The sequence below is a fragment of the Rheinheimera sp. genome, from assembly GCF_036568245.1.
GTDB lineage: Bacteria > Pseudomonadota > Gammaproteobacteria > Enterobacterales > Alteromonadaceae > Alishewanella.
Genome location: NZ_DATCSY010000304.1, coordinates 1 through 12,571, shown reverse-complemented (window position 1 = coordinate 12,571; position 12,571 = coordinate 1). Strand labels below are relative to the sequence as shown.

Here is a 12,571-nt window from a genome sequence, read left to right as displayed (position 1 = left end):
TTGAGTGAAGCCGTAGAGCACCGTTCTGTTGAAACCGGTAACCATGTAAAACGCGTGGCGTTTATCTGTTACGAGCTGGCTAAAGCCTATGGTTTATCGGAAGAAGATGCCGAAAGGCTGATGTTTGCCGCACCTTTACATGATGTTGGTAAGGTGGGTATTCCGGATGGCATTTTGAACAAGCCATCCAAATTGCAAGGCCAGGAATGGGAAGTGATGAAAACTCATGCCAGTATAGGTTATGAGATCCTCAAAGACTCTAAACGACCGATTATTCAGGCTGGTGCTGTGATTGCGCAGGACCATCATGAAAAATGGGACGGAACAGGCTACCCGGCCGGGAAAAAAGCGGAAGATATCCACATCTACGGCCGTATAGCGGCACTGGCAGATGTGTATGATGCTCTGCGTCACCGGCGCTGCTATAAATCGGCCTGGCCGCTGGAGCAGGTCATGGCACTGATAGAGGCCGAGTCCGGTAAGCAGTTCGACCCAAAACTGGTAGAAATATTTAAAAGCCGGGTCGACAAACTGGAGGCAATACTGCAAAAATACCCGGACAGCGATGAATAACCGCAGCCAGCTTATGCTGGCTGTTTTTTTGAGATGGAAGGATCAGCGTTTATGTATATGGCTTATAAGCATTTTCACCTGTTAATGGTGGCATTAAGTATCAGTTTTTTCCTGCTGCGCTATGCAATGAGTTTGAAACCGGCAGCGCTGCTGCAGCGTAAGTTTTTCAAAATTGCGCCGCATGTAATTGATACTCTGTTATTAATCAGTGCCGTGATGCTGATGCTGACGTTACAGCAGTATCCGTTTGTGCATACCTGGCTGACAGAAAAGCTGATTGCTGTACTGGCTTATATTGCACTGGGCGTGATGGCCTTTAAAGGCCGTACCGCCGCTATCCGCTGGATCTGCTTTTTAGGGGCTTTGGGTTGGCTGGGGCTGGCTGCGCGGGTAGCTATTACCAAACAAGCGGTATTTTTAACCGCTTTATAAAACTTTGCAGGCGATTTGCCTGCCATTTAACTGAGATACATTATGACTGCGCAAATTATTCAGGTTGGCACCACGCAGGTGGCTAACCATCTGCCCTTTGTGTTGTTTGGCGGCATGAATGTGCTGGAATCGCGTGATTTAGCCATGCGTATTGCCGAGCACTACAAAGAAGTGACAACCAGGCTCGGCATCCCTTATGTGTTCAAAGCATCGTTTGATAAAGCTAACCGCTCGTCGGTGCATTCCTACCGTGGGCCGGGTATGGAAGAAGGCCTGAAGATTTTTCAGGAAATTAAGCAGACCTTCGACGTACCGCTTATTACGGATGTGCATGAACCTTATCAGGCTGCACCGGTTGCTGAAGTGGTTGATGTGATCCAGTTGCCGGCGTTTTTGGCACGCCAGACTGATTTGGTTGTCGCCATGGCCAAAACCGGCGCGGTGATCAATGTGAAAAAACCACAGTTTCTGGCACCGCATGAGATGCGGCATATTATTACCAAGTTTAAAGAAGCCGGTAACGATAAGGTTATCCTGTGTGAGCGCGGCAGCTGCTTCGGCTATAACAATCTGGTTGTTGATATGCTGGGCATGGATGAAATGAAACAATATGGCCCGGTGATCTTCGATGCTACCCATGCGCTGCAAAAACCGGGTGGCCGGGAGAGCTCTGCTGATGGCCGCCGTGCCCAGGCCGCGCAGCTGGCCCGTTCGGGGATGGCGCTCGGGTTGGCAGGGTTGTTTATCGAAGCGCATCCGGATCCTAATCAGGCCAAATGTGATGGCCCCTGTGCGTTGCCACTGGCCAAGCTGGAAGATTATTTGCTGCAGATGAAGGCAGTAGATGATTTAGTCAAAAGCTTTGCGCCGCTTGATACCGCTGCGAACTGAATGTTAAGGCGGGACAGCATATCGCTGCTGTCCCCTTTACCGTGTTAGTTAGCCGCAGATGCAGCTACATCCTGAATAGTCACCTTACCTTTGATACGGTCTTCATAAGGCTGAAGCATAGCGGTAACTTTTACCGCCTGGTTGGCGCGGGCAAAGTCTGTCAGAGTCTGGCCGTTGCAAACCACTTTTTCTACCGCTGCCTGTTTACTGATACGGTAAGATTTCAGCGTTTTATTCAACCCCAGGCGGTCGTCTTCAGCCGTCTCGCTACAAACCTGTACCAGGGCTTTGTAGATATAACCACCTTTCTGATAATCGCCGGCACTTGCCGGTACTGCCACACTGGCGCTGGCCAGAGATACTGCGAATAAAATTGCGGTTTTCATTGTGCTGTCCTCTGCTGTGGGAAATATGGCGTTTGCCATAGCGATATTCTGGCAGCGACTGGCGGCAGTTACCGCAACGTTGGGGTAAGTGGTGGCGCCGATGTTACTAAGTGATAAGGCGGCGCCGGGCAGGGATAACCGGTGTGTTCAGCTTTGCGGCAGTGCGCTGAGCAACTGTGTCCAGTTCGTTTTGTAGCGTCTTGAGGCACTGACCAGCTTGCCGTTGGTCAGAATAAACTGATAATCGTTGTTGTGTGGCTGGACTTTATGCACATGGTGCAGATTAAGTAGAGTAGAGCGGTGTACCTGAACAAACTGCTCCGGCAGACGTTGCAGCAGCTCCTTCATTGTTTCGCGGATCACCACCGTTTCGTTTAGCGTATGAATACACATGTAATTGCCTGCCGCTTCAATCAATAAAATCTCAACGTCATCCAGCAGTAAGGTCGAAGCGCCGGTTTTAAAGGTTAGCTTGTGGCTGGGTGTGGCAGTGACAGGCTGTTTGTCCAGCGCTGTTCTGGCATCGAGCAGCGTTTGTGCCAGACGCTGGCGCGATACCGGCTTGAGCAGATAATCAAAAGCGAAGTGCTCAAAGGCTGAGAACGCAAACTGCTCATAAGCTGTCACCAGAATAAACAGTGGCGGTGTCATCGCCGAGGCTTTACCTGCCTGTTTTAAAATTTCAATCCCCTTAATACCTGGCATCTGAATATCGAGAAACACCAAGTCGATATCTGTTGCTGTTTGCAAAAACGCCAGGGTGTCATCGCCGTTGTCAAAACTGGCGACGATCTCCAGGTTGGGGTATGCCGCCAGCTTCGCCTTTAAATTGCTGATAGCCAAAGGTTCGTCGTCGGCGATAATTACATTAAGCGCTGCCATCCAGGGCCTCCGTCGGTAAACTGATCTGGCTGTAAAAGCCGTTTTCACTCTGGCTTAGCAGTAAGTGCGCTTTGTCACCAAACAATAGCTGCAAGCGCTCGGCCAGATTAAGTAGGTTTGTCGGTTGCTGAGTATCAGGCCAGCCGCCCTGTGCTGTAGCACCGTCCTGAGCGATCGTAATCTGCAACTTGTTAGCTGAAACGCTGACATCAATATGCAGCAGCACCTCACCAGCCACTTCTGCCACGCTATATTGAATAGCATTCTCTGCCAGCGGTTGCAGCAACAGCGGCGGGAAATTCAGTGCCGGTACTTTGGTTGGCAACTGCCAGTTTAATTTCAGCCGCTGGCCAAAGCGAATTTGCTGAATAGCCATGTAAGCCGATAACGCATCCAGTTCCTGCTGCAGTGGAATAAGGTTGTCATGCTGGTTCTTCAGGGAATGGCGCAGGTAAGTTGATAAGTACTCAATCAGTTGCTCAGCCGCCAGACCACTGCGCTGTACAATAAGCGCGTTCAGTGCATTTAAGGTGTTAAACATAAAATGTGGATTAAGCTGATAGCGCAGCACTTTCAGCCGGGCTTGCCTTGCCTGCCGTGCCAGTTCCTGCTGCTTTAAAAAGCCGCTGTAATATAGCTGGTTACTTTTTATCAGCATAAATACCGCCAGCCAGCCGGCAAGCGGCAGCAGGATCAACGAAAATGCCAACAGGTATTTAAACGGGGAACTGACATCCGCCGCTGCATCTGATGCATAAGCCATAATCAGACTTTGCCGCAGCACAACCATCAGTATCCATAATGGTAATAGCACAGCCAGTAAGCGGCGCAGCTGTTGCCGAAACGGCCGCGGCTGCTGCAATTCATGCTGACCAAGCACACCGGTCACGGTAAAATGTATCAGCGTCACCAGGCTGTAAATCCACAAATAAGGCCAGGCTGCCTCATTTTGCAGCGGCACCAGCACCGCCAGATGAATAAATTTCACCAGCAGATAGCTGAGCCAGAACAAGGTGTGCCAGTACCAGAAGTTACTTAGCCGGCTGGCAGATTTGGCTGGAGAAGAACAGGCTGCTGTCATCAGGCACTCTGCCAGGGTAAGCTGATATCTACGGTAAAGCCATGTGGTGTAGCCCCAACATCCAGCCGGGCGCTGGCGCCAAAGTGCTGCAACAGGCGGTTGCGGATATTGTCCAGGCCAACACCTGAGCTTTGCGCCGGTGCTGTAAGCGCTGAACCCGGGCCATCGTCAGAGACCTGCAGGTGCAGGCTGTTTTGCCGGCGTGTACCGCCGATAGTAATAGTGGCACCTTGCTGGCGGGTGGCGACGGCGTATTTAATCGCATTTTCCACCAGAGGCTGCAGCAGCAGTGCAGGGATCCGCTGCTGTTTTAATGACTCGTCAATCTGCCAGTTTACTTTCAGTTTGTCGCCAAAGCGGGTTTTCTGCAGCTGCAGGTAAGCATTGATGGCTGATAGTTCATCGGCCAGTTGCACCAGGCTATCCGGTGATTTACTCAGCGAGTATCGCAAAAAGGTGGCCAGTTGTTCTGACATGGTTTCGGCATCATCGTAGCGCTCTGCTTCCAGTAGTGCACAGACTGAATTTAACGCATTAAAGGTAAAGTGCGGGTTCAACTGATGGCTTAAGGCCTGTAACTCAAGCTGCTGGATCTTCTGGCTCAACTGGCTGGTTTCTGCCTCGCGGGCCAGCTGTTGCTGATTAATCAGTACCGTTAGGTAACAGGCGGCCCAGACAAAAAACGCCAGCACTGAGGTATCCAGGTTGCCGATCAGCATACGCATATCAATAATGTCTTTATCCCACAGTACCATCCAGAAGGCGTTTTCAGCCGGGATATAAATCAGCGCAACCAGCGCCACACCGGCAAGCAGTTGCCAGTTCGCAAAAAACTGCTGTTGGATACGCCGGTAAGACCATACCACGACCATTGCAGTGAGTAGCATTGCCACCATCTCGCTGGCCAGCATGGTCGGCAGGTAGCGCCATTCGAATTCTTTGACATGTATCAGTGCGTTCTGCCAGGAACTGAGTAAACCCAGGCCGAAAATAGCGCACCAGTAATACAAATTGAAACGCAATAATTTACTCAGGCTGATAAACGGCATAACAGGCACCGGTGGATAAACTGAGGTTCAGTATAAGCGATAGCGGTGTTTTTGCGCTAAGCGCTGGATAACCGGATGAAAATCCGGGGCAAAGCCGTTTTAATCTTCATAAAACTGCCATTTTTGTGCCGGGCGCGTCGGGTATGCTGTCATATAAACTTCATTACCGGGGGCACAACTGTTGTATAGCGAAACTGACACTATGCTGCCAGAGTTGTTGCAGTTGCAGCAGATGATTGCACAGGCGCCGGCGCAGTTGCACACACAGGTGCTGACGAAGGTGCCGCACATGACAGAGAAGCTACCGGTGTATGCGCTGACATTGGGTAAGCAGGATAAAACGCTACCCGCGGTGGTGCTGGTCGGTGGGGTGCACGGTCTGGAACGTATTGGCACTCAGGTGGTGCTGGCTTATCTGCAAACCTTGCTGAATCGCTTGCCGTGGGATTTATGTCTGCAGCATACGTTAGAACATTGCTGTATTTACTTTATCCCGCTGCTAAACCCTGCCGGCATGGCCAATGGCTGGCGTGCCAACGGCAACAGCGTCGATTTAATGCGCAATGCCCCGGTAGACTGTACTGAAGGTGCAGCCTGGCTGGTGGGTGGGCAGCGCATCAGCAGGGCGATTCCGTGGCATCGCGGTAATGCAGAGCGTATGGAAGCCGAAAGTCAGGCGCTGGTAGACTTTATCCGGCGTGCACTGTTTGAACGGCCGTTTTCGCTGGTGCTGGATTGTCATTCCGGCTTTGGCACCACTGACCGGTTATGGTTTCCTTATGCGAAAAGCAAGCGGCAACCGATAGCACATCTGGCCGAAATGTACCGCTTGCGGCAGCTGTTATTTCAAAGCTATCCGCACCAGAACTACATTTTTGAGCCGCAGTCGCAGCATTATCTGTGTCATGGTGATTTATGGGACTACCTGTACGATTTAGCTCAGGCGCAACACAGCACTATGTTGCCGTTGACGCTGGAGATGGGGTCGTGGAACTGGGTGCGTAAGAACCCGTTTCAGTTGTTGTCGTCGCTTGGCATGTTTCATCCGGTTAAACCACACCGGGTAAAACGGGTGCTGCGCAGCCATTTGATCCTGATTAATTTTTTGATTAACAGCACTATGTCCTATCAGAACTGGTTACCGCTGGCCAATGCCGATGCGCTGTCAGCCGAGGCAAAAGCGCTGTGGTACTAAATACAGAAGGTCGCAACGATGCACACTGTTGATACCACGCCGGTGCTGTTGATCCGCGGCTTAATGCGCGAGCAGCGCCATTGGGGCGAGTTTAAACCGCTGCTGCAGGCGGCATTACCCAACCCGGTTCTTAGTCTGGATTTTGCCGGTTGCGGTGAGCTTTTTCAGCAGCGCTCGCCGTGTCATATCAGCGCACTGCGCCAGTCGGCGCGTCAGCAACTGCTGGTTGAACCGCAATTCAGTGGCAGGGTGCACCTGCTGGCGATTTCGCTTGGCGGCATGTTGGCGCTGGACTGGGCACTTAGCTATCCGCAAGAGGTGGCATCCCTTACCTTGATTAACAGCAGTGCCAGGCCGTTGTCGCCATTTTACCGGCGGCTGAACTGGCGCAATTATCCGCGTATAGTGCGCAGCCTGTTTGTCAGCGCGGTGCAGCGCGAGCAGATGATCCTGGCACTCACCAGCAATAACACAGCTAAGCATTCAGTTGTTTTGTCTGATTGGCTACGTTGGCAACAGCTGTGTCCGGTCAGTAGCACTAATGCGCTGCGCCAGCTCTGGGCCGCCAGCCGCTTTGAGATAACGGCGAAACCGCAATGCCCGTTACTGTTTGTCAGCAGTGTTCAGGATCGCCTGGTCAGCCCACAATGCAGTGTCGATTTGGCCCGCCACTGGCAGGCGCACCATATACAGCATCCGTGGGCCGGGCATGACTTACCGCTGGATGATGCGCCGTGGCTGGTGCAGCGTTATCAGCAGCAGCTGCGCTCATTTGACAGCGCAGAGCGCAGGTTTAACTGAGTAAAATCAAGCTCGCTCAGGCAGCGCAGTTTCATATCGGCAGCATCAAACTTGCTATGGTGCCAGTCATGTTCAGCCGGCAAGGCAACGACTTTCATACCGGCGGCTTTGGCGGCAGTCATGCCGGTAAAAGAGTCTTCAAATACCAGACAGTGCTCTGGTGCCACACCCAGATTCTTCGCCGCCAGCAGATAAATATCCGGTGCCGGTTTGCCTTTAGTGACCATTTCAACGCTGCAGCAGGTGTTGAAATAGGGCCGGATCTGTAATTTTTGCAGCGTGGTATCCATTAAAAAACCGGGCGAATTGGTGGCCAGGCCTACCGGTAACGCTGCTTGACGCAGGTGATCGAGTAAACGCAACAAGCCTTTTTTCGGTACGCCAGAGGCTTCAATTTGTGTTGCCACCTGCTGTAACACTGCTTGTTCTGCTTCGTCTAATGACATAGACGACCACGGTGATTGCTGATACCAGTGTGCGGTGACCAGCTTGGTTGTCATACCAACAGTTTGTTGCTGGCGCTTGGGACAAATTGTTACGCCAAGGCTGCTGAATACATCAAGCTCAGCTTGTTGCCACATCGGTTCTGAGTCAATCAGCACACCGTCCATATCAAAAATAACTGCCTGGATCATAATGCTCCCGTTAGCGTTTGGCCTGATTAGTCTGTCAGGCTCAAATGTGGTTTACCGGCAATGTAGGCACTGCGAAAAGTAGCAAAATATTGTTGCAACGCTGTGGCAGCCGCGTCATCTTCGGCCAGTTTAAGTATTTCTATTGCCACTTCTGCCGTACATAGCTGATGCAAATGCGCCGCTTCGCGCAGTGCATAGTTTGATGCCTGCTCGGGTTGTATGCCCAGCACCGGCAATGTCGCCAGATAAGGGCTTTTAAACATTTTTTTCGCTTCGCGCCAGGTGCCATCCAGCATCACAAACAGCGGTGTTTTACCCTGCTGCACGGCCGGTAGTGCCAGCGGGCTGTCAATGCAGCGCTCGGCCTCTGCATATTGCTGCGGAAACACCACTACAGGTGCATAGTTATCGTCGGCTAATAATGCCAGCATGGCCGGATCAGGCCGGGTTCTGTCCCAGACATAGGCATGATTGTCAGCGATGACATCCGCAATAATGCGGCCGGTATTACTGGGTTTATAGCATTCACCGGTGTACATGATAAAACAAAAAGCACTTTTGCTTACAACATCGGGCCGGGCAGCGCAGATACAATCTGTTTTGGGCAGTAAACACCGGTCGCAACGTTTCACTTTGCTGCCGCGGGCTAAAAACACCCGGGTGGATTTTGCCAGCTCAGCTTCGCGCAGCCTAAGAACAGCATTAATATGTGGCATTTACTTCATCACAGCCAGGTTGTTGTGGGCCGCTATTGTAACGGCTTTTATGCTACACTGCGCGCTGATTTTTGCCATAGGATACATCGTGTCTATTGCCCGTCAGGCCTCAGAAATTACCCTGCCAGCGGACAACAAAGGCTGCGCTACCGTACTGCAGTTTTTGTGTCTGCAGTTTCCGTTTGTTTGCGAGGCGCTTTGGCGCGACCGTATCGCCAAGGGCAAAGTGCACTGGTTTAACGGCGCCGCCATCACGGTCGATACTCCCTTTATGGCCAGCAAAAGGCTGTGTTACTACCGCGAAGTGGTTGCCGAGCCGGTGATCCCGTTCGAGCACCGTATTTTGTACCAGGATCAGCATATCTTGCTGGCGGACAAGCCACATTTTCTGCCGGTAACACCGGGTGGGGAGTACGTTAACGAGTGCCTGCTAGCGCGGTTAAAGCGCGATACCGCGCTGGACGACATAGTACCGGTGCACCGGCTGGATCGCGATACCGCTGGTTTGGTGCTGTTTTCGGTCAATGCCAAAAGCCGGCCTGCTTATTATCAGCTGTTTAGTCAGGGCAACATCAGCAAAAGCTATCAGGCCGTGGCCCGTTTAACCCCTGCGCTCCGCAATGCCGCACTGCCGGTAAATTGGCATATTGCCAACCGTATTGAAAAAAGCCAGCCCGCTTTTATTAATGCGATAGTGCCGGGAGAGGTGAATGCAATGTCGGATATCAGCCTGCAGCAGCATGCTGACGGTCTGGGTCTGTTTGAACTGATTCCGCATAGTGGTAAAACTCATCAGTTGCGTTTACATATGCTTAGCCTGGGAATGCCAATTTTGCATGATAATTACTACCCGGTACTGCTGCCAAAGCGTCCGCCGCAGTTTGACAAACCTTTACAGTTACTCGCCAAAACCTTGAGTTTTATCGACCCGGTGACGAACTCGGCACAGGCCTTTACCAGCCAACAGCAATTGGCGCTGCCACCGGCGGCAGTATCGTAAGCACTTTCCGGTTTGCAAGCCGCGAATAAACGCCGCTCTACCATGCAATACTGTGCCGCAGTCGACATGGCAGATAAATATTTTTCTTTAAAAATCAAAATTAGGGCGGCGCAACGGGCAAGTACAAAAAACTCAACTATGCTAACAAGATTACAGAGTCTGAGTACTCTCTGGATTAAATCGTTGTCTTAGAGTGAGATAGATTATGACCAGTCTGAAAAACATGTCTGTTAAATTGCAAATTGCATTACCTATTATCCTGTTATCCCTTTTGATTGCCGTGGTAGGTATTAAAAGCCTGGTCACGGTCAACGGCGTGATTGCGCAAACTGATATCGCTATTAATAATCTGACACCGGCAACGACAGCGGTATTAAATGCAGACCGCGATCTGTATCAGGCTGAACTTGCCATGCGTGAATATGTATTATTGAGTTCGCAGGGGCGTCAGGTAGACGCTGCGATGCAAGATTTCGACGACAATGTGAAACAGGCGCTGGATCGCATGAATAAAGCATCAGCGCTGGTACGCCAACACGACGTTAGTGTGATGGCCGATGCAGAATTTAGCAAAGTGTTTGATAACTGGCTCAATCTGGCCAGGCAAGCAATGCAATATGCACAGCAAGGCAACGCCGTGCAAGCCCGTGCTTTAATTGAAGGTAGCGAAAGTGCTGCTTTTTCTACTTTGCGGGATGAATACAACGGCCTTGGTGAACGCATCGACAACCGGGCTATCGTTTTAGGCAAGGAGTTGTCCGCCTATGTCAGCCAGCAAAAAACACTGACTATTTTGCTGATGCTGATTGCCATCGCTATTGCTATTGTGACCATAGTGTTCAGCCCAAGCCTGATTGTTAAACCGCTAACGCAGTTAAAAAATATGGTAAGTGAGCTGGCCAGTGTTGGCGGCGATCTTACCCGTCGCCTGCCAGTCAGCGGCAGTAACGAAATTGGCGATGTCGCAGCCAGAACCAACGATTTTATCAGTACGCTGCAAGCCATGATGCGTGAAGTACAACAGCAATTGATAGATCTTGAGCAAGCTTCTAGCAATATTGCAGTCAAAACCGAACTGACCAGCAGTAAAGCGGGTGAGCAAACCACGCATATTGAACAGGTGCTGACAGCCATTCATCAAATGCAGCACGCCGTGCAGGAAATAGCCAGTAATGCTTCATTGACCAGTGGCGCGACTGAAGAAGCCAACAGTGCCGCAGACAGCTCAGGCAAAGTCATTCGTCAGTCGATGCAACAAATCAGTGTGTTGGCACGGGATATAGAGCAGGTAGTGCAAGCCATCAGCAATCTGGAAGTCGAAAGCCGTAACATCGTATCAGTGCTTGAAGTGATTGGCGGTATCGCTGAACAAACCAATTTATTGGCTCTGAATGCTGCTATTGAAGCGGCAAGGGCTGGCGATGCCGGAAGGGGCTTTGCGGTAGTTGCCGATGAGGTGCGTACGCTGGCGTCACGCACGCAGCAATCAACTAAAGACATCCACGATATGATTAGCCGGCTGCAAAATGGTGTAAGTCAGGCTGTCTCGGCAATGAATAATGCCAAAAGCCAGGTGACTCAAACCGAACAGCATGCTGAATCGGCCAGCGGCTATCTTGATCATATCGTGGCCGGTATCGCCAATATTAATGATATGGCCATACAGATTGCAGCGGCAACCGAGCAGCAATCAACAGTGGCGGAGCACGTTAATCAGACAGTTAATGGTATCAGCCAGAACGCAAATGAGCTGTCTGATATTGCACGTGAAACCGGTAATGATGGATCGCGGGTGCGACAGCTAGTGCAGTCGGTCAGTAATCAGGTTGGGCGCTTCAGGGTGTAGCATGCTTCTGCAGTAAGGTGTCCAGTTTATTGGCAAAGGCTTGTCTGTCGCTCTGGTTAAGTGGCGGCGGGCCGCCTGTTTGCACACCGCTGCCGCGTAGGGTGTCCATAAAGTCGCGCATGGTCAGCTTTTGTTTGATGGTGTCGTTGCTGTACATTTCGCCGCGCGGGTTCAGGGCAAAACCGCCTTTGGCCAACACATCAGCGGCCAGAGGAATATCAGCCGTGACGACTAAATCACCTGCTTCACAGCGCCGTACGATTTCGTTATCGGCTTCATCAAAGCCACTGGCAACGGTGATGGCAGAAATAAAACGCGATGGCGGTACCCGGATCAGCTGGTTAGCCACAAGTAGCGTGGTGATTTGTTTGCGCTCAGCGGCGCGAAAGATAATATCTTTGATCACCACCGGGCAGGCATCGGCATCGACATATATTTTCATCTATCAGGCTTTTCCGTTTAACAGTTTTTGCAGCGGCGACAGTATATCAGTTGCCAGCAGGCCGCGCTCGCCCCGTTCAGCGCTAAGTTGGTCTGCAGCGCTGCCATGCAGCCAGCCGCCCACAGCGGCAGCGTCAAAACTGCTTAGGCCCTGGGCTAATAAGGCAGCAATAATGCCGGACAGCACGTCGCCCATACCGCCACTTGCCATGCCTGGGTTGCCACAGTTAAGCCTGGCCAGTTGCTGTTTCGGCCCGGCAATCAGGCTGTGCTGGCCTTTTAATAATACTGTGCCACCAAACTGTTGTTGCAGCTGTTGTACGGCCGCTATTCTGTCGTGTTCAATCGCTGCTGTGGGGCAGTTGAGTAAACGCGCAGCCTCACCCGGGTGGGGTGTCAGCACCCGGTTGTCATGCTGCAGCTGCTGTTGTTCTGCGGTGCTAAGCGTGGCCAGATAATTCAGTGCATCGGCATCGAGTAGTTGTGGTTTGTCACACACCAGTAGTTGTGCCAGCAGCGCCTTGCCCCAGCTGTCAGGGCCAAGCCCCGGGCCGGCCAGAATTACCGTAGCGCGGTCTAGCATAGTGGTGAAATGCTGGTGGTTTGCCATCACCTCTGGCTGACGGCTTAACATGGCGCCGAT

15 protein-coding genes are annotated in these 12,571 nt (G+C 51.6%); 7 read left to right on the top strand and 8 right to left on the bottom strand.

What is annotated here, in order from left to right:
* The 3 genes from VIN66_RS13755 to kdsA form a co-directional block, all read left to right on the top strand.
* The coding region (locus VIN66_RS13755; RefSeq protein ID WP_331924510.1) for an HD-GYP domain-containing protein at positions 1-573 on the top strand (573 nt) is incomplete at its 5' end.
* 51 nt (positions 574-624) lie between these two features.
* The gene (locus VIN66_RS13750) at positions 625-1,005 is read left to right on the top strand and encodes a SirB2 family protein (RefSeq protein WP_331924509.1); all 381 of its coding nucleotides are present in this window, start codon (positions 625-627) and stop codon (positions 1,003-1,005) included.
* A 42-nt stretch (positions 1,006-1,047) separates the two neighbouring features.
* Positions 1,048-1,896, top strand: a complete 849-nt coding sequence (gene kdsA, locus VIN66_RS13745; RefSeq protein ID WP_331924508.1) for a 3-deoxy-8-phosphooctulonate synthase — start codon at positions 1,048-1,050, stop codon at positions 1,894-1,896.
* Positions 1,897-1,940: 44 nt separating this feature from the next.
* On the opposite strand, the gene VIN66_RS13740 is transcribed toward kdsA, so the two are convergent.
* The 4 genes from VIN66_RS13740 to VIN66_RS13725 all read right to left on the bottom strand — a co-directional run bounded on the left by VIN66_RS13740 (position 1,941) and on the right by VIN66_RS13725 (position 5,294).
* Positions 1,941-2,282 carry a DUF3718 domain-containing protein gene (locus VIN66_RS13740; protein ID WP_331924507.1) on the bottom strand — a complete coding sequence of 114 codons (342 nt, stop codon included), beginning with the start codon at positions 2,280-2,282 and terminating at the stop codon, positions 1,941-1,943.
* A 147-nt stretch (positions 2,283-2,429) separates the two neighbouring features.
* On the bottom strand, positions 2,430-3,164 hold the full coding sequence (locus VIN66_RS13735) for a LytTR family DNA-binding domain-containing protein (protein WP_331924506.1): 735 nt from the start codon (positions 3,162-3,164) through the stop codon (positions 2,430-2,432).
* Positions 3,151-4,245, bottom strand: a complete 1,095-nt coding sequence (locus tag VIN66_RS13730) for a sensor histidine kinase (RefSeq protein ID WP_331924505.1) — start codon at positions 4,243-4,245, stop codon at positions 3,151-3,153. The genes VIN66_RS13735 and VIN66_RS13730 overlap by 14 nt, the downstream gene beginning before the upstream one ends.
* On the bottom strand, positions 4,245-5,294 hold the full coding sequence (locus VIN66_RS13725) for a sensor histidine kinase (protein WP_331924504.1): 1,050 nt from the start codon (positions 5,292-5,294) through the stop codon (positions 4,245-4,247). The genes VIN66_RS13730 and VIN66_RS13725 overlap by 1 nt, the downstream gene beginning before the upstream one ends.
* Positions 5,295-5,475: 181 nt before the next feature.
* Between VIN66_RS13725 and VIN66_RS13720 the strand changes: the two genes are divergently transcribed.
* On the top strand, positions 5,476-6,489 hold the full coding sequence (locus tag VIN66_RS13720) for a M14 family zinc carboxypeptidase (protein WP_331924503.1): 1,014 nt from the start codon (positions 5,476-5,478) through the stop codon (positions 6,487-6,489).
* 18 nt (positions 6,490-6,507) lie between these two features.
* Positions 6,508-7,290 (top strand): alpha/beta hydrolase, encoded by a 783-nt coding sequence (locus VIN66_RS13715; protein ID WP_331924502.1) that lies wholly within the window; start codon positions 6,508-6,510, stop codon positions 7,288-7,290.
* On the opposite strand, the gene hxpB is transcribed toward VIN66_RS13715, so the two are convergent.
* Together hxpB and VIN66_RS13705 are read right to left on the bottom strand one after the other, a co-directional pair.
* Entirely contained in the window at positions 7,242-7,925 is a 684-nt protein-coding gene (gene hxpB, locus VIN66_RS13710; protein ID WP_331924501.1) for a hexitol phosphatase HxpB, read from the bottom strand. The genes VIN66_RS13715 and hxpB overlap by 49 nt on opposite strands.
* A 26-nt stretch (positions 7,926-7,951) precedes the next feature.
* Complete coding sequence (locus VIN66_RS13705; protein ID WP_331924500.1) at positions 7,952-8,641, bottom strand: tRNA-uridine aminocarboxypropyltransferase; 690 nt, start codon at positions 8,639-8,641, stop codon at positions 7,952-7,954.
* A gap of 88 nt (positions 8,642-8,729) precedes the next feature.
* Here VIN66_RS13705 and VIN66_RS13700 point away from each other — a divergent pair, with 88 nt between their 5' ends.
* The gene (locus tag VIN66_RS13700; protein WP_331924499.1) at positions 8,730-9,641 is read left to right on the top strand and encodes a pseudouridine synthase; all 912 of its coding nucleotides are present in this window, start codon (positions 8,730-8,732) and stop codon (positions 9,639-9,641) included.
* A 205-nt stretch (positions 9,642-9,846) separates the two neighbouring features.
* A complete protein-coding gene (locus VIN66_RS13695) occupies positions 9,847-11,487 on the top strand; it encodes a methyl-accepting chemotaxis protein (protein ID WP_331924498.1) in 1,641 nt (546 codons plus the stop codon).
* On the opposite strand, the gene VIN66_RS13690 is transcribed toward VIN66_RS13695, so the two are convergent.
* Both VIN66_RS13690 and VIN66_RS13685 read right to left on the bottom strand, forming a co-directional pair.
* Positions 11,477-11,929 (bottom strand): YaiI/YqxD family protein, encoded by a 453-nt coding sequence (locus VIN66_RS13690; RefSeq protein ID WP_331924497.1) that lies wholly within the window; start codon positions 11,927-11,929, stop codon positions 11,477-11,479. The two genes, VIN66_RS13695 and VIN66_RS13690, sit on opposite strands and share 11 nt — an antisense overlap.
* A gap of 3 nt (positions 11,930-11,932) precedes the next feature.
* Positions 11,933-12,571 (bottom strand): NAD(P)H-hydrate dehydratase (locus VIN66_RS13685; RefSeq protein WP_331924496.1); only part of this gene is annotated, 639 nt, incomplete at its 5' end.

Coding starts and splice junctions, on each gene's coding strand:
- VIN66_RS13715 (WP_331924502.1), top strand. CDS start 6,508: ATGCACACTGTTGATACCACGCCGGTGCTGTTGATCCGCGGCTTAATG.
- kdsA (WP_331924508.1), top strand. CDS start 1,048: ATGACTGCGCAAATTATTCAGGTTGGCACCACGCAGGTGGCTAACCAT.
- VIN66_RS13730 (WP_331924505.1), bottom strand. CDS start 4,245: ATGACAGCAGCCTGTTCTTCTCCAGCCAAATCTGCCAGCCGGCTAAGT.
- VIN66_RS13740 (WP_331924507.1), bottom strand. CDS start 2,282: ATGAAAACCGCAATTTTATTCGCAGTATCTCTGGCCAGCGCCAGTGTG.
- VIN66_RS13735 (WP_331924506.1), bottom strand. CDS start 3,164: ATGGCAGCGCTTAATGTAATTATCGCCGACGACGAACCTTTGGCTATC.
- VIN66_RS13695 (WP_331924498.1), top strand. CDS start 9,847: ATGACCAGTCTGAAAAACATGTCTGTTAAATTGCAAATTGCATTACCT.
- VIN66_RS13750 (WP_331924509.1), top strand. CDS start 625: ATGTATATGGCTTATAAGCATTTTCACCTGTTAATGGTGGCATTAAGT.
- VIN66_RS13690 (WP_331924497.1), bottom strand. CDS start 11,929: ATGAAAATATATGTCGATGCCGATGCCTGCCCGGTGGTGATCAAAGAT.
- VIN66_RS13725 (WP_331924504.1), bottom strand. CDS start 5,294: ATGCCGTTTATCAGCCTGAGTAAATTATTGCGTTTCAATTTGTATTAC.
- hxpB (WP_331924501.1), bottom strand. CDS start 7,925: ATGATCCAGGCAGTTATTTTTGATATGGACGGTGTGCTGATTGACTCA.
- VIN66_RS13705 (WP_331924500.1), bottom strand. CDS start 8,641: ATGCCACATATTAATGCTGTTCTTAGGCTGCGCGAAGCTGAGCTGGCA.